This is a genomic window from Acinetobacter sp. YH16038 (genome assembly GCF_013417275.1).
Taxonomy (GTDB): Bacteria; Pseudomonadota; Gammaproteobacteria; order Pseudomonadales; family Moraxellaceae; genus Acinetobacter.
On sequence record NZ_VPEG01000024.1, the window covers coordinates 1 to 20,307 of the forward strand.

A 20,307-nucleotide genomic window follows, 5' to 3' on the forward strand; every position below is an offset into this window, starting at 1 on the left:
GAGAATTGAGACATCAATATGGCAATAAACTGATCCCACCGGGAAGCCGCTCTAAATTTCTGTCCAACATGGTGCACTTTAGCAAGTTGTTCAAAATCCTGTCGCACAACAGGTTTAATTAGCTCATGAAATACGGTATTCTGATGTGACAAAACCTGAATCCTGGTCGTTAAAGTGTTTGTTTGCACTCATATTTTAACTGTTAGGACTCAGGTTTTTTTATTTAAAGCAAACTATGGGACAGCAGTGCCACGAAGACTGCTTTTTTATTGAAATTAGCGGATTATTCCACTTCTACAATTTCAAAATCGTGAGTAATTTCGACCCCACCGTCAGATAGCATTTTACTGGCAGAACAGTATTTCTCAGCAGAAAGTTCTACGGCTTTAGCGACCTGTTTCTCTTTGATGCCTTTACCGCTGACCACAAAGTGTAGATGGATTTTGGTAAATACCGCAGGAATTGTATCGGCACGTTCTGCTTTTAATTCACAGCGAACATCAGTAATCTCCTGACGTGCTTTCTTTAAAATTGTCACAATGTCAAAAGAAGCACAACCGCCCAGACCGGTTAAAATCAGTTCCATTGGGCGAGGACCACGGTTTTCACCGCCATATTCAGGTGAACCATCCATGATGATACTGTGACCACTTTGAGTTTTTGCTTCAAAAGCAACATTCTCTAGCCAATGAACACTCGTTTGCATTGCAACTACCTAAAAAAAGCTATAAATTTACGAAGTAACTGTACACTAACATAAATTGGGTTGATAAGGAATTTCAATCCCACTGTGTGACAAGTTCACATTAGGTCTTGTGCGATCTATAAATTATCCATATTCGGAACTGTAAGCATGACTTCAAACTTTTCACAATTAAGCACAGACGCACTTTCGCCGGGGCAACTACCTGAATCAGTGAAGGCGTTATTAAAACGTGCATATATCAATCGCTATCCAAAACGTACCACGATCGTGGATGCAGGATCAGAATCTAAATCGCTGTATTTAATTCTGAAGGGGTCTGTGTCTATCATTCTTCGTGAAGATGATGAACGTGAGATTGTGGTAGCTTATTTAAATGCGGGAGACTTCTTTGGGGAAATGGGTCTTTTCGAAGCAAATCCACAGCGTACTGCAGAAGTGCGTACTCGTGATGTCTGTGAAATTGCTGAAATTACCTATGAAAACTTTCATGAAATTAGCAAACAATATCCAGATCTAAGCTATGCAGTTTTTGCTCAGCTGGTTCGCCGTCTGAAAAATACCACACGTAAAGTGACTGACCTGGCATTTATTGATGTATCTGGTCGTATCGCACGTTGTCTGATTGACTTGTCATCTCAGCCAGAAGCGATGATCTTGCCAAATGGCCGTCAAATCCGTATTACCCGTCAGGAAATTGGCCGTATTGTAGGCTGTTCACGTGAAATGGTCGGCCGTGTTCTAAAAACTCTAGAAGAACAGGGCATGATTGAGACCGATGGTAAGGCGATTCTGATTTTTGATGCATCGCTGGAAGAACCTGAAGTGGTAGGTGCTGGCGAGTTCGAAGACGAATAAGTCAAAAGCGTGATAAAAAGCAAATCTTCGGGTTTGCTTTTTTTATTCCTGTTTAAAAATTTCAGCCTGATTCAGAACATAACAAATTGGCACAAGCTTGTTAGAAAAGATGATTTAAGTCCGTCTTATAATTCCGATAGGCTATAGCACACTTGCTCTTGATAAATAACAGATAAACTTAAAGGACATTTTTATGCAATTCAGACCATTGGCGGATACGGGAATCTTAGTGCCAGAAATCTGTTTGGGCACCATGACTTTTGGTGAGCAGAATACTCAGGAAGAGGCTTTTGAGCAATTAGACTATGCCTTGGAGCAAGGTTTATATTTCTGGGATACCGCAGAAATGTATCCAGTGCCACCCAAGCCGGAAACCCAAGGTGCAACTGAACGCATCATTGGTAACTGGATTGCTTCACGGGGTGGTCGTGACAAACTGTTTTTAGCTTCGAAAATTGCGGGTCCGTCACAAGGTGGGAGCCATATCCGTGATGGTCAGACCCGGTTTGTGGCAGATGAGATTGCATCAGCAATTGATAATTCATTGTCACGTTTGCAAACTGATTATATCGACCTGTACCAATTGCACTGGCCTCAGCGCGCAACCAATTTCTTTGGTAAGCTTGGCTATGGCAATGCAGAAGCTGCAGATGATCGTGCAGTAACGAATCTGGAAGAAACCTTGACTGCTTTGCATGACGAAATTAAGAAAGGTCGTATCCGTTATATTGGCCTGTCCAATGAAACACCTTGGGGCACCATGAAGTTCCTGCATCTGGCAGAGAAATTGGGACTTTCTAAATTTGTTAGCGTGCAAAATCCGTATAGCTTGCTGAATCGGACTTATGAAATTGGTATGTCGGAAATTGCCAAATACGAAGGTGTAGGTTTGCTGGCTTATTCTCCACTGGCATTCGGTTATCTGACTGGTAAATTCCGCAATGGTGCACGTCCAGCCAATGCACGTGTGACTTTATTTTCACGTTTTAGCCGTTATAGCAATCCGGAAAGCGAGTGGGCCGTCGAGCAGTATGCACAACTGGCTGAGCAGCATGGCCTGACCTTAACCCAGTTGTCACTGGCTTTCATTAAACAGCAGTTCTTCGTGACCAGTACTATTATTGGTGCGACCAACTTGGATCAGCTCAAGGAAAACATTCAGGCGTTTGACGTGAATCTTTCTGAAGAAGTCTTGCAGGGCATTGAAACCATTCACCGTCAGCAGCCCAATCCGGCACCATAATCACGATATTACCATTCTAAAACACCCTCTAAGCGAGGGTGCTTTTAATTTGATGAGTAAATTTGATGATAAACAACATAGCAAGAAAAGGATAAAGGCAGCATAATCAAAACAAGATTCATCAATAGGATTTAATAAAAATGAATAATGAAACGGATATTTCTAAATCCCAAGTATTAGCCAAAGCTATATTCAACTTAGCTGAACAGTTGCAATTGCAAGAATCCGAACTTGCATTAGTTCTGGATCTATCTGAAGCAGAATTATCGTCAATCATAAATCAAAAAGAATTAGAACCAGATACTACCGCAGGTAAAAGAGCAATAACTTTAATCAATATCTATCAGGCATTATTTAGCCTGAATGGTGGGGATTTGAGCTGGATGCGCCAGTTTATCAATTCACCTAACAAGCTTTTGGATCAGCAAATACCAAGATCCTTGATGCAAACAGAATATGGTTTGAGTGCAGTATTGCGATTACTAGGACGCTTGCAACCGCACTAAAGGTCTTTCTCTATTTTCTACCCATCCGAAAAATAGCAGAGTCAATTAAATCAAATATTCATTATTGATCTTCACCTTAAAAATTCTACTTTCGCTCACTTGAAATATTTTCATTGAATACCAATATTAATACTGATAACTCTGTCTTTTATTTAATTAAATTTTTGAAAAATATATAAAAAATTATTTGAAATTTTATTTCCAGCACCCATATATCCATCAAGTAGAAAATTTGTTGTGAGGAATAACAAGAATGCGTTTTGAGAAATTTACCAATCGCTTACAGCAAACCCTTTCCGATGCGCAATCTCTGGCAATGAGCAAGGATCATGCTGCCATTGAAGGGATTCACATCTTGTCCACCTTGATGGAAGAAGCATCGAATGTGAGCTTGCTGCAACAGGCAGGAGCGAACCTGCGTGACCTGCAAAGCAAAGTACAAACTGCGCTGAACAATGTAGCTACGCTCGGTAATCCCTCTGCCGATATCAATATCAGTCAGGAAGCAGCCAAAGCCCTGCATCTAGCGGACAGTTATGCACAAAAAGCAGGAGATGAGTTCCTGTCCACTGACTGGGTATTACTGGCACTTGCAGAAACGGGTGCCACCAAAACCTTATTAAATAGTGTTGGCGTAAAAACTGAAACTTTACGACAGGTCATTAATCAAATTCGAGGTGATGAAAAAGTCATGAGCAATAATCATGAAGATCAACGGGACTCACTGAATAAATATACGATTGATTTAACTGAACGTGCCATGGCTGGCAAACTTGACCCGGTGATTGGTCGTGATGATGAAATCCGTCGTACGATCCAGGTGCTGTCACGCCGTACCAAAAATAACCCGGTACTGATCGGTGAACCGGGTGTCGGTAAAACTGCGATTGTCGAAGGTCTGGCACAACGTATTGTCAATGGTGAAGTTCCAGAAGGACTGAAAGGCAAACGTGTATTGTCTCTAGACTTAGGTTCTCTGTTGGCAGGGGCTAAATACCGTGGTGAGTTCGAAGAACGTCTGAAAGCCGTTCTGAAAGATCTGGCTAAACATGAAGGCGAAATCATCCTGTTCATTGACGAGCTGCATACATTGGTCGGTGCCGGTAAAGGCGATGGCGCCATGGATGCGGGTAACATGCTGAAACCTGCATTAGCGCGCGGTGAACTACGCTGTGTCGGTGCAACAACTTTGGATGAATATCGTCAGTACATTGAAAAAGATGCAGCTTTAGAGCGTCGTTTCCAGAAAGTGCTGGTGGATGAACCAAGCGTGGAAGATACCATTGCGATTCTGCGTGGTCTGAAAGATCGTTATGCAACTCACCACGGTGTGCAGATTCTGGATTCTGCAATCATTGCTGCGGCGAAAATGTCACACCGTTACATCACAGATCGTCAATTGCCGGATAAAGCCATTGACCTGATTGATGAAGCAGCATCTCGTATCAAAATGGAGCTGGATTCTAAACCTGAAGCACTGGATAAACTCGAACGCCGTCTGATCCAGTTGAAAATGCAGCTTGAAGCGGTGAAAAAAGATGCAGACTCTGGTGCGCAGGGCGAAGTGAAACACCTGGAAGAGCAGATTGCCACTGTAGAGAAAGAGTACAGCGAGCTGGAAGAAATCTGGCGTGCCGATAAAGCGCTGGTAGCAGGCAATAAAGACATTCAGGTGAAACTGGATCAAGCTCGTATTGCCTTAGAAAAAGCCCAGCGAGAAGGTGATCTGGCTGAAGCAGCACGTTATCAGTATGGTGTAATTCCAGAGCTGCAAAAACAGCTGGAACGCATTGAAGCGGCTGAAGAAAGCGAAGCACCAAAATTGCTACGTGACAAAGTCACTGACAATGAGATCGCTGAAGTAGTCAGTGCTGCGACCGGTATTCCTGTGGCGAAAATGCTGCAAGGTGAGCGTGATAAACTTCTGCATATGGAAGAATTCCTGCATAACCGTGTTGTTGGTCAGGAAGAAGCCGTAGTGGCTGTATCTAATGCTGTGCGCCGTTCACGTGCTGGCTTGTCCGATCCTAACCGTCCAAGTGGTTCATTCCTGTTCTTAGGCCCAACAGGTGTGGGTAAAACAGAATTGACTAAAGCTTTGGCGAACTTCCTGTTCGACAGTGACGATGCCATGATCCGAATCGACATGTCCGAATTTATGGAAAAACATTCGGTGAGCCGCTTGGTCGGTGCACCTCCGGGCTATGTCGGTTATGAAGAAGGTGGTGTACTGACTGAAGCGGTGCGCCGTAAACCATATAGCGTGGTGTTATTCGATGAGGTCGAAAAAGCGCATCCGGATGTGTTCAACATTCTGCTGCAAGTGCTAGACGATGGTCGTTTAACAGACTCGCAAGGCCGTGTGGTGGACTTTAAAAATACGGTGATTGTGATGACTTCGAACCTAGGTTCACAGGATGTCCGTGAACTGGGCGATAAAGCAACTCGTGAAGAAGTCCGTACAGTGGTGATGAATGCGGTATCGGAACATTTCCGTCCAGAATTTATCAACCGTATTGATGAGCTGGTGGTGTTCCATGCGCTGGAAAAAGACCAGATCCGTGGTATTGCCGATATCCAGTTGAACCGCTTGCGTCAACGTCTGGCAGAACGCGATATGCGTCTGTCTGTGGATGACAGTGCTTTCGATCAGTTAATCGAAGCTGGTTTCGATCCGTTGTATGGTGCGCGTCCATTAAAACGTGCGATCCAGCAACGTATTGAAAATGGCTTGGCACAAAGCATCCTGGCAGGTGAGTTTGGCCCTGGTGATACCATCGTCGTTCGTGGTGAAAGTGGCGAGCTGGTCTTTGAAAAAATGAAACTCAGCTAATAGAAGTTCTCCTCGCAACAAAAAAACCCAGCCTAGGCTGGGTTTTTCTTTATCTTATATTCACACCTTACATTTTTGGATGAGTAATTTTCCAGGCACGGTGAATTTTCTGGTTACGCTTGAAGTCTGGACCAATGGTTTCATGCGTGATTTCTTCCACGTCATATAAACCTTCAATCATTTCATCCATTTCGAAACCACGGTAGTTGTTCGAGAAATACAACGTACCGTCAGTGGTTAAACGGTTCATGGCACGTTTCAATAAAGAGACGTGGTCACGCTGAACGTCGAAAGTCCCGTAGAATTTTTTCGAGTTAGAGAATGTCGGTGGATCGATAAAGATCAGGTCATATTGTTCATGACCTTCTTTCAGCCATTCAAAACAGTCAGATGCAAAGAATTGATGTTGTTGATCGGCATGGTCTACAGTCAGGCCGTTTAGAACAAAGTTCTCTTTTGACCAGTTCAAATAAGTATTAGACAAATCGACACTGGTGGTACTCGCTGCACCGCCTAAAGCTGCATGTAAGCTCGCGGTAGAGGTATAGCTGTACAGATTCAGGAAGTGCTTGCCTTTGGCTTCTTTGGCAATACGCAAACGTATCTGACGGTGATCCAGGAACAAACCGGTATCCAGATAGTCGGTCAGGTTGACCAGAATCTTGGCTTGGCCTTCCTGGACGATAAAACGTTTAGACGCTGTACTTTGTTTGGTGTACTGGTTTTTACCTTCCTGACGGGCACGCGTCTTGATAAAGATCGCATCACGGCCCAAACCGGTCACGGCACGAATTGCCTGTAGAGCCAGGTTAAAACGTTTTTTTGCTTTTTCTGGATCAATTTTCTTCGGAGGTGCATATTCCTGAACATGCAGACGTTCGCCGTATAGATCAACTGCTACATTAAAGTCCGGCAGGTCGGCATCATACAAACGCAGGCAGTGAATATTTTCTTTTACCGCCCATTTTTTCAGGGTTTGCATATTCTTGGTCAGACGGTTAGCAAATTCCATCGCACCTTCAATCGGCTCGAATTGTTGCGGCTGCCAGCTTTCCAGGAAAGGACGTGTGACTGCTGCCGGTTTTACCGTACCGAAACGGATATAGATCGGCAGTTTACCGTTCATCAAACGCAGAATTTGCGGGTCATTGAACGCCAAGACATCGGCCTGTTCCACCTGAGCAGCAATGACTGCCGCTTTCTGATTCGGGAAATTTTTTTGTAGCAGATTAGACAGACCCAGATACAAGGCACGGTTAGATGCCTTATCACCCAGACGCTCACCGTACGGCGGGTTGGTGACGAAGAAGACTTTTTTGCCTTCCGCCTGGAAATCTGGCCAGTCATTTAAAGTACGCTCTTCGATCTTGATCTGGTCAAGCGCAGATTCAAAACCTGCCGCAATAATGTTCTGTTTAGTGGCTTTCACTGCTTCCCAGTCGGCATCAAAAGCATAGAATTTCGGTAATGGGTTTTCTAGCGCAGCTTTATGACGTTCAGCCGCTTCAGCTTTAATACCCATCCACAATTCATGATCATGACCATTCCAGCCATTAAATCCGAAACGACGCACCAGACCCGGGGCACGATCAGTCAGAATCATCAGTGATTCAATAATAAATGTCCCTGAACCACACATTGGATCAACCACAATATCCGGGTTGATGTCTTTAAGGCCGCCTTTTTGCAGGATCGCAGCCGCCAGATTTTCCTTGATTGGTGCTTCAGTCATAAAGCGGCGATAGCCACGTTTATGCAGGGAATCACCAGATAAGTCTAAACAATAAGTGTGTTCTTTTTTACCGGCCAGAATATACATGGTGATTTCTGGCTGTTTGGTATCAATACTTGGACGCTTGCCCACAGCTTCCATAAAGGAATCGACGACGCCATCTTTGGCACGTAGAGTTGCAAACTGGGTGTTGACCTTAATATCACGTTCAACGTGCAGACGAATTGCGAAGGTGCTTTGTGGTGCAAAAATCAGTGACCAGTCGAAGCTCATCGCACCTTCATAAAGCTCTTCTGCAACATCACGCGCATCGTGGGAGAATTCGATTTCATGCGTGTGAATTGGCATCAGGACACGAGAAGCCAGACGAGACCACATACAGATGCGGTAAGCATTTTCAAGCGTGCCTTTGAAGGTCAGACGACCTGGGAAACGTTCAATATCCTGAACACCTAAACCTTTGATTTCTTCTTCTAATAAGGTTTCCAGACCATCGGCACAGGTGACCCAATAATTGCTTAAACGTGAAGAGGTATTCATAAAATAGAGAGACCGGAAAAGAATAAATAAAAACTGCGCTCAGTTTAGCGTATTTTGCCTGTTAAAGCTTTGGAAATTTTTTAAATTCGAGCACATGCAGCCTAGTTTTACTCATCCTAAAAAGCGCTAAATGTTGACTTAAAAAGCAAACTGAAAATTTACGAGATATGTAGAACTAAACAGTGACAGTAAGGCAAATTTATTGAGTAAATCTTTTTATTTTACAGATGGGTATGTGATGATTATTAAACTAATTCGCAATCTAGATCTTCAATTGCAGCCATGTTGTATGTGTGATTTAAAAAATAAATAATCGGGTTATTGATGTGATGGATCTGATGCCGGATCGTTTATATGCACCATATGGCATCAACATTACTCTAAAAGTAAAAGCTAAAATTTGGTCACTCATGTCAAGTGATCGAGACTAAGAATTGATTAGCCAGACGAGGAGTGAATCTAAAACAAAAAAGACACTGATCTACGATTGCTCGAGGTAAAACAATTTTCATTCATATCAATTTATAACTTACATAACTTATTTATTAATTTTGGTACGTCTATTGCTCTATCTAATATCAATGAAGCTGTAATGCTGAGGGGAATCATTACAGCTTCATCTTTATTCTTAATTATTATTTCGGAGGGGCTTAGATGTTGGATCTTCAATTACGCAGGAATGAGGCATTTTCAATCGCTACCTTGATCTATGCACGTTTAAGACGAGTGACTGGGCGAGTAATTGATGCCATGTATCTTGCAGAAAATATCCACTATGCAAAGCATGTGATTGGGCTGGCAGAGCAGACTGAAGATCCTGAGTTATTACATCTGGTCAATCGTTTAAAAACCACTCTGGATTTATCGTCATTTTCAGAACTGCAGGCTGAAGAACAGGCGGAAAAGGAACTGATTTCTGTGGAACCAAGTGAAGAAGATATCTATCGCGCACAGGTTTCACATCATTATATTGGCGCATTGCGCTAATTGGGGGATTGGGTGTGGATGCTCCAGACTGAAGCACTCATGTTTAAATGAAAAACAAGCATATAGATAAACAGGTTAAATTATCTTATTGAAAAAATACATGGGAATTTAAATTTCCATTCTTATTACCGAGATGGTTTTTGTACAACCGAGCTCTTTATCAACTATAAAGATTCGCTAATCTCTGTATAATACGTTGACTTAACGTATAAGGAATCTCTCATGCACTTGGCGGCATTGCATACACCGAGCCAGATTCAACTCAACAAAGCAGGTAATCTTAAACATTTCCTGACCATCGAAGGTCTTTCTAAAGAAACTCTTACAAAAATACTGGACACTGCGTTGTCCTTTTTTAATGACCAAAATCAGCTAATCACCAATAATTTGCTCGAAGGCAAAACGGTGATGAACCTATTTTTTGAAAATTCTACCCGAACGCGTACTACTTTTGAGGCAGCGGCCAAACGTCTGTCTGCCAACGTGCTGAATATCGATATTGCCCGTTCAAGTACCTCTAAAGGTGAAACTTTACGTGATACCTTGTGGAATCTTGAAGCTATGGCGGCAGATATTTTCGTAGTACGTCATTCATCTTCAGGTGCAGCGCACTTTATTGCCAAAGATGTCTGTCCAAATGTCGCCATCATTAATGCAGGCGATGGCCGTCATGCCCATCCAACTCAAGCGATGCTGGATATGCTGACCATTCGCCGTGAAACCAATAAAAAATTCGAAGATATGTCGATTGCGATTATTGGCGATATCAAGCATTCGCGTGTAGCACGTTCAGATGTGGCGGCACTGCAAACCTTAGGCTGCAAAGATATTCGCGTGATTGCACCGAATACGTTATTGCCATACGGTTTTGATGACTACAGTGAAGATGTACGCCTGTTCAATAATATGGAAGATGGCATCAAAGACTGTGATGTGATCATTACCTTGCGTATTCAAAACGAGCGTATTGATTCGCCAGCGCTGTCTTCTCAGGCTGAATTCTACAAAATGTATGGCCTGAATAAAGAACGTCTCGCCATGGCCAAGCCGGATTGTATCGTGATGCATCCAGGACCAATGAACCGTGGTGTGGAAATTGATTCCAGTATTGCAGACGGTCCGCAATCCGTGATTCTGAAACAGGTTACTAACGGGATTGCAGTACGTATGGCGGTACTGGCTCTTGCGATGCAGGGTCAGTTACAGGAACAGGGTTTGATTGAAGCGATTGCGGTATAAGGAATAAGTCATGACTATTGTAAAAATTGAAAATGTCCGTGTTCTTGACCCAATCCAAAACACTGATTCAGTCGAAACGGTTTATCTGGAAAATGGTAAACGTGTTGCAGAGACTGCTCACGTCTCTGAAACCATTGATGGACAGGGCAAATGGCTGATGCCAACCATGGTGGACCTGTGTGCACGTTTACGAGAACCGGGCCAGCAGCAACACGGAACTTTAAAGTCTGAAGGTAAGGCTGCACGTGAAAACGGTATTCTGCATGTCTTTACCCCGCCAGATTCCAAACCGATTGTGCAGGATAATGGTGCGCTGATTCATGGTCTGGTTGAAAAAGCCATGCTGGATGGCGGTATTTATTTACAGGTGATCGGTGCGCAAACCCAAGGTTTGCAAGGTCAGCAACCGGCCAATATGGCTGGTTTAAAAAAAGGCGGTTGTACTGCGGTTTCTAATGCCAGTGCGCCGTTTGCCAATGATGATGTGGTATTACGTACACTTGAATATGCAGCGGGTTTGGATCTGACTGTAGTGTTCTATGCAGAAGAGCCGCAAATTGCCAAAGATGGTTGTGTGCATGAAGGCTTTATTGCTTCACGTCAGGGCTTGCCAATGATTCCATCGCTAGCGGAAACTGTGGCCATTGCCAAATACCTGCTCATGATTGAAGCAACTAAAGTACGCGCTCATTTCGGTTTGTTATCTTGTGGTGCATCAGTAGAACTGATCCGTATTGCTAAAGAAAAAGGTCTGCCAGTAACTTGTGATGTCGCAATGCACCAATTGCATCTGACTGACCATCTGATTGATGGCTTTAACTCTCTTGCACACGTACGTCCACCATTACGTTCTGAATCTGACAAAGAATTACTGCGTCAAGGTGTGAAATCTGGTGTGATTGATGCGATCTGTACCCATCATGAACCCCTGAGCAGCTCTGCCAAAATGGCACCCTTTGCGGAAACACAGCCTGGCTTTACCGCGTTTGATACCTACGTACCGTTCGGTATCCAACTAGTGAATGAAGGCTTCTTTACGCCGTTGGAATGGGTGGAGAAAGTCACAGTTGCTCCTGCGAAAGTCGCCAGTATGTTTGAGCGTTGGAAAGCGGAAGCAGGCTGGGTACTGGTTGATCCAGAACAGGAGTGGACATTAAGCAAAGAAACGATCGTTTCTCAAGGTAAAAATACACCACTGCTCAATCAAAAAGTGAAAGGTAAAGTGCTGCAAACTTTTATTGCCGCATAACACTTACATTTCGCGTTTACAAAAAGTCAGCTTCGGCTGACTTTCTTATATCTTAATTAAAATACTAGAAAAGTTAGCCTTACATAAACAGTGAAACTTTATGATATCAGTACAATTATTAACATTCCAAAGAGGGTGGGTCGCTACACTGATTAAATATTAAACATTATAAATCAGAATAATGGTGATCTTGATGAATACAGATTTAATTGAACGTTTAAAGAGTGATGTGACCGCCATTGTGCTGCAAGGTGAAACAGAACATCTATTTGCCAAAGATCAGGCCTTAGCCCAATTCTATCCTGTATTGTTAAGTATTCTTCGTGCAAGACCGGCCTGGATTGAAAGTTTCGGTCAGCAACTTAACCCCAAGATTGATGAATTATTTAATAATAATCCGACCCTAAAACAACAATTCCTGGCTCAGTTAGATTCAACTGCACCTCAAGATGAAATTGAACAGACCCTGAATCGGGCGATTGTTCCAACCATGAATTTCTTGCAGGCAGAGGCTGGTGCACCCACTGCTGAAGCAGTAGGGCATTTGCTAGATACCCATGCAGACTCGATTCAACGGGCATTACCAGTCTGGGCTGGTCCTATACTGGCATCTTTAGGCGTATCTCCGCTGGCGGGACAAAACCTGAACCGCGCACCGGGTCTGGCTTCCGAACCGGAAGCAGAACCAGTACTGACTGAAGAGAAAAAGGCAGTGGTGTTCTGGCCTTTTATTCTCCTCGTGATTATTGCGGCGATTATCTTATTCTTCTTCCGTGGATGCCTGCGTGATGATGATCCGGATGAATTACGAAATGCTCAGGCGGTAAGCGAAGCTGCTGCAACAAACCCTGCAATTCTAAAAATCAGCACAGGTAGTCAGGGTGAAATCGTCAACTGTCAGGTACAGATGAATGATCCGAAATATATGCAGATTCTGCAAAATGAAATTAAACAGATATTTAACTACAGTATCGGCTGTGGTGCAGTAGCGAATGAAAATTACCATTCCGAATTTATTGATCAGGATACAATTCCATCCGTATTGAAATTACTGCAAGGCATGTCAAATGTGACTTTGACTTGGGCAGGTAATCAGGTATCTGTGCAGGCGGCAAACAGTGCAGATGCACAGCGTTTGGCAGGTCAGATTCGTGGTCTGGCTAAAAATGTAGAAGTCGTGACCCAAAAACCAGTGGATATGGATGAGGCGATCAATACAGCCAATACCGAGGCTAAAAAAGCTTTAGACGAACTTCAGATGGAGAATATTGAGGCATTGGATGTTGCAACTGCCTTAAACCTGCAACTTATTCATTTTGCGACAGGTTCTACAGAAATTCCTGAAGTGAATAAAAGCTTGCTGGATCAGACCGCAGCTTTATTGCAATATGCCAAAGATGTACGTCTAACCGTAATAGGCCATACTGATACGGAAGGCAGCAGCACTCAAAATCAGGAGCTATCTTTAAAACGTGCTCAAGCCATTGTGAATTATCTGGTACAGAAAGGGGTGAATCCGGCACAATTACAACCTGTAGGTATGGCGGCGAATCAGCCTGCTCAACCGAATGCAACCTCGAACGGTCAGTATCAAAATCGTCGTGTAACTTTTGAAGTTATGAGTACCGAAGATGGTCGTGTACATACTGTAGATAATGAAGGCGTAGTTGAAAAGAAAGCCAGCTAAATAATTCTTTCATCATAAAAAAGGACGAATGATTCGTCCTTTTTTATTTGTTATAAATTAAGAGAAGACAGGTGGGGTATAAGTCAGGGTTCTTCCCAGGAACCAGAGTAAGAACAGTACCAATGGAAGATGAAAGACCAGTTGGGTCACTGTAAAACCAATCACATCTTTGGCTTTTAATTTTAAGATACCCAGCATAGGGAGCATAAAGAAAGGATTGATCAGATTGGGCAAGGCTTCGGCTGCATTATAAATCTGGACAGACCAGCCCAGATGCACTTTCAGGTCATGTGCAGCCTGCATCACATAAGGCGCTTCAATAATCCATTTTCCTCCACCAGAAGGAATGAAGAAGCCTAGAATCGCTGAATAAATTCCCATCACCACTGCAAAGGTTTCCTGCGAGGCAATCGAAACGAAGAACTCGGCGATATAGTGCGATAGGGACAGGTCAGCAGAATTCAGGGCATTGGTCATCATAAAGGCGATGCTGCCATAAAGCGGAAACTGGATCAGCACCCCTGAAATGGCCGGCACAGCTTTGGACACAGCATTGAGAAAATTACGTGGTGTACCATGTAAAGCTACACCCAAAATCAGAAAGATAAAGTTATAGGTGTTTAAGCTGGAGATTGCCAGAATAGGGTTACTTTTGGAAAACTCGTTAAACATCCAGACCAGACCCAGAACCACAATCAGAATACTTAAGATTGGCGAGTTTTCAAGCCAGTCACCCGGCCGTTTATGGGTCACGGTTTCAGTCTTTTCTTCTTCAATCTGGATCGGGAAGTGATCAATAGTTTTAATATGATTGCCTTTGGGCGCAGACCAGTAGGCAATGGCAATCGAAGCGATGATCAAGACTGCTGTCATAATCATGGATTGCGGCAGGAAAATCGTTTCAGTAAATGGAATCACACCAGTCAGATTATAAAGTGGTTCTGGTAGACTGGATTTGTTGGCTTGTAATTGCGCTGCTGAAGAGCTGATACCCAGTGCCCAGGTTGCGCCCATCCCGATAATCGCTGCTGCGGCAGCCGCACGGTAATCCATATTCAGTTCTTTACGCTGCGCTAGCGCAATCACCAGAAGTGCGGTTAGAACCGTACTCATCGCCCAGTTAATCAGGGAAATCAGTAGACTAACAGTAGCTACGAGAACGATGGCTCCACGTCCAGAATGAGGAATGCGCGCCATTTTCTGAATCAGTAATTGCATCGGTTTGGAAACTGAAACTACATAACCGACCACGATCAACATGCACATCTGTAAGGTAAAGGGAATCAGACTCCAGAATCCGTCACCAAATGAAATCGCGACGTCTTGTGCCGGCGCACCAATGCCAATCGCGGCAATCGCCACAATGATGACACCGAGTAGGGCAAAAATATAAGAGTCCGGAAACCATTTTTCAGACCAGTCGCTGACGCGCATGGCAAAGCGCTCCAAGATATTTTGTTGAGTTTGCATGATTAAAATCCATTTATTCTGCATTTGTTATTAAGAAGCGGCTTTCTTCAGCCAAAAAGAAACCCTTAAAAATTTTCATTTTAAGGGTTGGGAAAATCAGGCTGCTTTACGGAGTAAAGGTACGCCGGTGACTTTCTGAATTTCATCAAAACTGACATCGGGTGCCAGTTCTACAAGTTGAATACCTTCAGGTGTGACATCCAATACACCTAAATCAGTAATAATCCGGTTGACTACGGCCTGGCCAGTAAGCGGAAGACTACATTGTGAAACAATTTTAGGTGTACCATCTTTGGCGCAGTGTTCCATCAGCACCACAACTTTTTGCACACCTGCGACCAGATCCATGGCACCACCCATGCCTTTGACCTTCTTGCCTGGAATCATCCAGTTGGCTAGATCACCATTTTCTGAGACTTCCATAGCCCCCAGAATGGCGATATTGACATGACCGCCACGGATCATGGCAAAGGAGTCAGCACTGGAAAAGAAAGAAGCACCTTTGCGGGCAGTTACCGTCTGTTTACCAGCATTGATCAGGTCTGCATCTACAGTATCGGCCGTTGGAAATTCTCCAATACCCAACAGACCATTCTCAGACTGTAGCCAGACATTAATATTCTCTGGAATATAGTTAGCGACTAAGGTTGGCAGGCCAATACCCAGATTGACATAGAAACCATCTTCAAGTTCCTGTGCGGCGCGCTGCGCCATTTCATTACGTGTCCAAGCCATGATCAAGCCTCCGCCTTTAAAGTCATCTGTTCAATCCGTTTTTCTGGTTGGGTATTCAGTACAATCCGGTTCACATAAATACCTGGAAGATGAATTTCATCTGGATCAAGGGCACCGATCTCGACAATTTCTTCAACTTCAGCAATGGTCACTTTACCAGCCATGGCACAGACCGGATTGAAGTTCTGGGCAGTTTTACGGAAAATCAGGTTGCCGGCTTTATCGGCCTTATAAGCTTTAACCAAAGCTACATCAGCAGTTAAGGATTCTTCCAGAATATAAGACTTGCCATTGAATTCGCGGACATCTTTACCTTCAGCAATGACGGTTCCAACACCGGTCGCGGTATAGAAAGCGGGAATACCTGCACCACCGGCACGTAATTTTTCTGCCAACGTGCCTTGTGGAGTCAGTTCAACTTCGAGTTCGCCGCTTAAGTATTGGCGTTCAAATTCCTTATTCTCGCCCACATAGGAAGAGATCATCTTTTTAATCTGTTTGGTTTCCAGCAATAGCCCCAAGCCAAAGCCATCGACACCGGCATTATTGGAAATACAGGTGAGACTTTTGGCACCGGTTTCTTTTAAAGCTGCAATTAGGGCTTCTGGAATACCACATAGACCAAAACCGCCTACCGCCAAGGTATGTCCATTCTGAACCACGCCGTCTAAAGCGGCTTTTGCACTGTCATACACTTTATTTGACATTTTTACCTCGATTTATTCTTCTCTTGCAGATCTCTTTTATCTAAAGATCTGCTGATTTCTATCCATGAGGACTTATAGAGTGTCCGGCTATTTCAAGTTTTTAAGCACAGGCTTTTTGCCAATAGGCATTGGCATAATTGGATGGATTATTGCGTTGTAATACCTCGCTGATATTACGGCTGGCCTGCATCAAAGCATCCAGTTGAATACCGGTTTCAAAGCCCATCTTAGAGAGCAGGTAATACAGGTCTTCAGTTGAAACATTGCCGGAAGCACCTTTGGCATAAGGACAGCCACCGAGACCGGCAATAGAGGAGTCAAATACCCGAATCCCTTGCAGCAATGACTGGTAAATATTAGCGATGGCCATGCCATAGGTATTATGAAAATGACCGGCTAGCACTTTACTATCAATTTCTGAAAGACAGGCATCCCAGACGTTCTTCACGCGATCCGGAGTTGCCGTACCAATGGTTTCACCTAATGACACTTCATAGCAGCCCATGTCTAGTAGACGCTGTGTAACTTTGACGACCTGCTTCGGATCAATTGCACCTTCATAAGGGCAGTCCACCATACAAGAGACATAGCCACGCACCTTGACATCATTTGCTTTGGCAGCTGCCATCACATCTGCAAACTTCTCAAAGCTTTCATCAATCGAGCAGTTGATATTCTTGTGGGTAAAGCTTTCAGAAGCTGCGGTAAATACCGCAACTTCTTTACAATCCACAGCCAGCGCTGATTCAAAACCTTTCATGTTTGGCGTCAGCAAACTGAACTGGATATTCGGATCTTTAGGCAAGCTGGCAAATAGCGTATCGCTATCTGCCATCTGTGGAACCCATTTGGCTGAAACACAGGAGCCGACCTCAATCGCCTGCAAACCTGTTTTCATCAGGTCCAGAATCAGATTTTTACGGTCATCTAGTGTTAAAGGTGTTTTTTCGTTTTGCAGGCCATCGCGTGGCCCGACTTCTACGATTTTAACGAAATCTGTCATGCAACTTCCTCCGCTAGAGGCTGAAACTCAACCAGTTCATCACCGGCTTTAACCTGATCACCTTTCTGGAAGTATGAGTTTGCGATAATGCCATCATGCGGAGCGCGAATGGTATATTCGATCTTCATTGCTTCCAAGGTCAGCAGTACATCGTCTTTTTTCACTTTGTCATTTGCCGCGACCAAAACCTGAGTAATCACGCCAGGCATTGGCGCAGTCAAGTTATTTTCAGTCCCTTGTTCATCCTGGTTATTAAAGTCATTTTTCAAATAATTGAACTTGTAGCTTTGACCATTCTGGAACAGGGTAATGCCATGCTCAGTCTGGCTAAATGCCAGTTTCTGCTGCTGACCCGCAAGATTTAACTGGAGTAGGTGTTGATCAAGCAGCTCACCCTGGATGGTAAGTGTCTGGCCTTCATAATTTGCCAGGAAACTATTTTCTAGCGCTTTAAAGCTCACCACACGTAAAACGTCATTACATTGTAATTTAATTGTGTAGCTATTTTGCTGATTCAGACGCCAAAATGCCTTTTGCTGCCAGACTGGATTATTGCTAGTCGGGTTTTGAGCCAGACGCGATAACAGTTCAACCAAGGCTGCAGTGACCACTAATTCTGCACTGATATTAGCAGATGGTTTGAGTAGGAACTCTTCTTCACGTTGAATCAGGCCAGTATCGAGATGGGCATTTTTAAATGAATCACATAATACTAAGCGATCAAGAAAAGCGATGTTATTGCCAAGACCATCGACATGAAACTGACCCAAGGCATGATGCATCTGGGTTAAAGCAGCTTCACGGTTTTTGCCCCAAACAATCAGTTTGGCAATCATCGGATCATAATAGGTGCTGATTTCATCACCTTCGACAATGCCACTATCCACACGCACGCTGTCATTTTGTTCTGGATAGTGCAAATAGCTGATCTGACCGATGGCAGGAATAAAACCTTTTTCTGGTTCTTCGGCATAAACACGGGCTTCCAGTGCATGACCGTGTATCTGTAATTCATGCTGCTGTTTCGGTAAAGGTTCACCGAACGCTACACGTAACTGCCATTCCACCAGATCCTGACCGGTGATCATTTCAGTGACTGGATGCTCAACCTGCAGACGGGTGTTCATTTCCATGAAGTAAGCAGTACCGTCTTGCTCAACGATGAACTCGACTGTACCGGCACCGACATAATTTACAGCACGTGCAGCATCAATTGCGGCTTGGCGCATCGCCTCAAGTTTGTCTTCTGGCATTTTAGGTGCAGGTGCTTCTTCCAGAACTTTCTGGTGACGACGCTGCACGGAGCAATCACGTTCAAACAGATGCACATAATTGCCATGTGTATCACCAAAGACCTGAACTTCAATATGGCGTGGCTGCACGACATAGCGTTCAATCAGCACATCTTCATTGCCGAAGCTGGAACGTGCTTCGCTTTTACAGGAAGCGAGTGAACTCAGGAAATCTTCACTACGCTCGACCAGTCGCATGCCTTTACCGCCACCGCCAGCACTAGCCTTGATCAGTACTGGATAGCCAATACTGTCAGCTTGTTGTTTCAAGAAATCGGCATCCTGATTGGTACCATGATAGCCGGGGGTTAACGGTACACCGGCCTTTTCCATCAGTGCTTTAGAGGTCGCTTTCAGACCCATTGCTAAGATCGCATCCACTGGCGGACCAATAAAGACAATGTTGTTATCCTGACAGGCCAGGGCAAACTGGTCATTTTCAGACAGGAAACCATAACCTGGATGAATGGCCTGAGCACCGGTAGTTTTTGCTGCCTGAATAATACGTTCAATCTGTAAATAACTTTGTGCAGCAGGCGATTCACCAATATGGATGGCTTCATCTGCCAGTTTGACATGCTGTGCCTGTGCATCGGCATCGGAATATACGGCAACGGTGGCAATCCCTAACTTTTTCGCTGTACGAATCACACGGCAGGCAATTTCACCACGATTGGCAATTAAAATCTTTTCAAACATCCTACGATCCTTCTTGTTGTTATGCCGTGGTCTTAATCCAGGCCGGGCTTTGTTTGTTTAAAAATGCATTCAGTCCATTTTTCGCCTCATCTCCCTGGCGAACATGGGCAATATGCTGTGCGGTTTTAAACAGCAGATCTTCAGTCAGGACCTGTTGATCGACCAGTTGAATCAGCTGTTTTGAGGCGTTTTGCGCTGCTGGTCCACCGAGTAAGAGCGCTTCCACAATCTCATCAATTTTGCTGTCGAGCTGTTCTGGTGCAGTCACTTCATGTGCCAGACCAATGGTTTTCGCCTGTTCAGCTGAGATTCGCTCAGCAGTCAGGAAATAACGTGACGCCTGACGGGCGCCAATCGCACGAATCACATACGGACTAATGGTCGAAGGGGCTAATCCTAAACGTACTTCAGACGTTGCAAACTTGGCATCAGTGCTGGCGATACAGATATCACAAGCGGCTGCCAGACCCATACCGCCGCCAAAAGCAATACCATGGACACGGGCAATCGTTGGCTGTTTCAAGGTCGCCAGACTTTGCAGCATTTTTGCCAGTTTGAGAGCATCGGCTTCATTGTCTGCCTGTGAGGCCTGACCGGCCTTTTTCATCCAGTTCAGATCCGCACCCGCAGAAAAGCTTTTACCTCGGCCTGCCAGAATCACTACACGTACATCATCATCACGCTGATTTAAAGACTGAAAGCAAGCATGTAGCTCTTCAATGACCTGGGTATTAAATGCATTGTGCAATTCAGCCCGGTTAATCCAGACTGTTGCTACCTGATTCTGCTGTTCGAGCTGTAAAAATTGATAGTCCATTTTTGTC

17 protein-coding genes are annotated in these 20,307 nt (G+C 44.2%); 8 read left to right on the top strand and 9 right to left on the bottom strand.

What is annotated here, in order from left to right:
* Positions 1 to 152, bottom strand: a 152-nt coding sequence (locus tag FTV34_RS11490; protein ID WP_141214591.1) for a DUF4372 domain-containing protein, incomplete at its 3' end; no start/stop codon positions are given.
* Between the two features lie 131 nt (positions 153 to 283).
* On the bottom strand, positions 284 to 706 hold the full coding sequence (locus tag FTV34_RS11495; RefSeq protein WP_004782528.1) for an OsmC family protein: 423 nt from the start codon (positions 704 to 706) through the stop codon (positions 284 to 286).
* Between the two features lie 147 nt (positions 707 to 853).
* Between FTV34_RS11495 and crp the strand changes: the two genes are divergently transcribed.
* The 4 genes from crp (at position 854) to clpB (ending at position 6,143) form a co-directional block, all read left to right on the top strand.
* The gene (crp, locus tag FTV34_RS11500) at positions 854 to 1,561 is read left to right on the top strand and encodes a cAMP-activated global transcriptional regulator CRP (RefSeq protein ID WP_180070239.1); all 708 of its coding nucleotides are present in this window, start codon (positions 854 to 856) and stop codon (positions 1,559 to 1,561) included.
* Between the two features lie 193 nt (positions 1,562 to 1,754).
* On the top strand, positions 1,755 to 2,804 hold the full coding sequence (locus FTV34_RS11505; RefSeq protein ID WP_180070241.1) for an NADP(H)-dependent aldo-keto reductase: 1,050 nt from the start codon (positions 1,755 to 1,757) through the stop codon (positions 2,802 to 2,804).
* A 140-nt stretch (positions 2,805 to 2,944) separates the two neighbouring features.
* Positions 2,945 to 3,310 (top strand): antitoxin Xre/MbcA/ParS toxin-binding domain-containing protein, encoded by a 366-nt coding sequence (locus FTV34_RS11510; RefSeq protein WP_180070243.1) that lies wholly within the window; start codon positions 2,945 to 2,947, stop codon positions 3,308 to 3,310.
* A 253-nt stretch (positions 3,311 to 3,563) separates the two neighbouring features.
* Entirely contained in the window at positions 3,564 to 6,143 is a 2,580-nt protein-coding gene (gene clpB / locus FTV34_RS11515; protein WP_004782517.1) for an ATP-dependent chaperone ClpB, read from the top strand.
* A 67-nt stretch (positions 6,144 to 6,210) separates the two neighbouring features.
* On the opposite strand, the gene rlmKL is transcribed toward clpB, so the two are convergent.
* Positions 6,211 to 8,415 carry a bifunctional 23S rRNA (guanine(2069)-N(7))-methyltransferase RlmK/23S rRNA (guanine(2445)-N(2))-methyltransferase RlmL gene (gene rlmKL / locus FTV34_RS11520; protein ID WP_166137265.1) on the bottom strand — a complete coding sequence of 735 codons (2,205 nt, stop codon included), beginning with the start codon at positions 8,413 to 8,415 and terminating at the stop codon, positions 6,211 to 6,213.
* Positions 8,416 to 9,069: 654 nt separating this feature from the next.
* Between rlmKL and FTV34_RS11525 the strand changes: the two genes are divergently transcribed.
* The 4 genes from FTV34_RS11525 to FTV34_RS11540 all read left to right on the top strand — a co-directional run bounded on the left by FTV34_RS11525 (position 9,070) and on the right by FTV34_RS11540 (position 13,577).
* Positions 9,070 to 9,402: a hypothetical protein gene (locus FTV34_RS11525; RefSeq protein ID WP_034170006.1), complete on the top strand. Its 333-nt coding sequence runs from the start codon at positions 9,070 to 9,072 to the stop codon at positions 9,400 to 9,402.
* Positions 9,403 to 9,624: 222 nt separating this feature from the next.
* A complete protein-coding gene (locus tag FTV34_RS11530; protein ID WP_004782500.1) occupies positions 9,625 to 10,641 on the top strand; it encodes an aspartate carbamoyltransferase catalytic subunit in 1,017 nt (338 codons plus the stop codon).
* A 10-nt stretch (positions 10,642 to 10,651) separates the two neighbouring features.
* The gene (locus FTV34_RS11535; RefSeq protein ID WP_180070245.1) at positions 10,652 to 11,890 is read left to right on the top strand and encodes a dihydroorotase; all 1,239 of its coding nucleotides are present in this window, start codon (positions 10,652 to 10,654) and stop codon (positions 11,888 to 11,890) included.
* Between the two features lie 193 nt (positions 11,891 to 12,083).
* On the top strand, positions 12,084 to 13,577 hold the full coding sequence (locus FTV34_RS11540; RefSeq protein ID WP_257226158.1) for an OmpA family protein: 1,494 nt from the start codon (positions 12,084 to 12,086) through the stop codon (positions 13,575 to 13,577).
* A 57-nt stretch (positions 13,578 to 13,634) separates the two neighbouring features.
* Here the strand turns inward: FTV34_RS11540 and FTV34_RS11545 are convergent, their stop codons facing one another.
* From FTV34_RS11545 to FTV34_RS11570, 6 genes are all read right to left on the bottom strand, one after another.
* On the bottom strand, positions 13,635 to 15,047 hold the full coding sequence (locus FTV34_RS11545) for a short-chain fatty acid transporter (RefSeq protein WP_180070249.1): 1,413 nt from the start codon (positions 15,045 to 15,047) through the stop codon (positions 13,635 to 13,637).
* A gap of 96 nt (positions 15,048 to 15,143) precedes the next feature.
* The gene (locus FTV34_RS11550; protein ID WP_004782495.1) at positions 15,144 to 15,782 is read right to left on the bottom strand and encodes a CoA transferase subunit B; all 639 of its coding nucleotides are present in this window, start codon (positions 15,780 to 15,782) and stop codon (positions 15,144 to 15,146) included.
* Between the two features lie 2 nt (positions 15,783 to 15,784).
* On the bottom strand, positions 15,785 to 16,489 hold the full coding sequence (locus FTV34_RS11555) for a CoA transferase subunit A (RefSeq protein WP_159123878.1): 705 nt from the start codon (positions 16,487 to 16,489) through the stop codon (positions 15,785 to 15,787).
* Between the two features lie 100 nt (positions 16,490 to 16,589).
* Positions 16,590 to 17,492, bottom strand: a complete 903-nt coding sequence (locus FTV34_RS11560) for a hydroxymethylglutaryl-CoA lyase (protein WP_004782490.1) — start codon at positions 17,490 to 17,492, stop codon at positions 16,590 to 16,592.
* Complete coding sequence (locus FTV34_RS11565) at positions 17,489 to 19,483, bottom strand: acetyl/propionyl/methylcrotonyl-CoA carboxylase subunit alpha (RefSeq protein WP_180070251.1); 1,995 nt, start codon at positions 19,481 to 19,483, stop codon at positions 17,489 to 17,491. The genes FTV34_RS11560 and FTV34_RS11565 overlap by 4 nt, the downstream gene beginning before the upstream one ends.
* 19 nt (positions 19,484 to 19,502) lie before the next feature.
* Positions 19,503 to 20,300 (bottom strand): enoyl-CoA hydratase/isomerase family protein, encoded by a 798-nt coding sequence (locus tag FTV34_RS11570; protein WP_180070253.1) that lies wholly within the window; start codon positions 20,298 to 20,300, stop codon positions 19,503 to 19,505.
* Between the last annotated feature and the right edge of the window lie 7 nt (positions 20,301 to 20,307).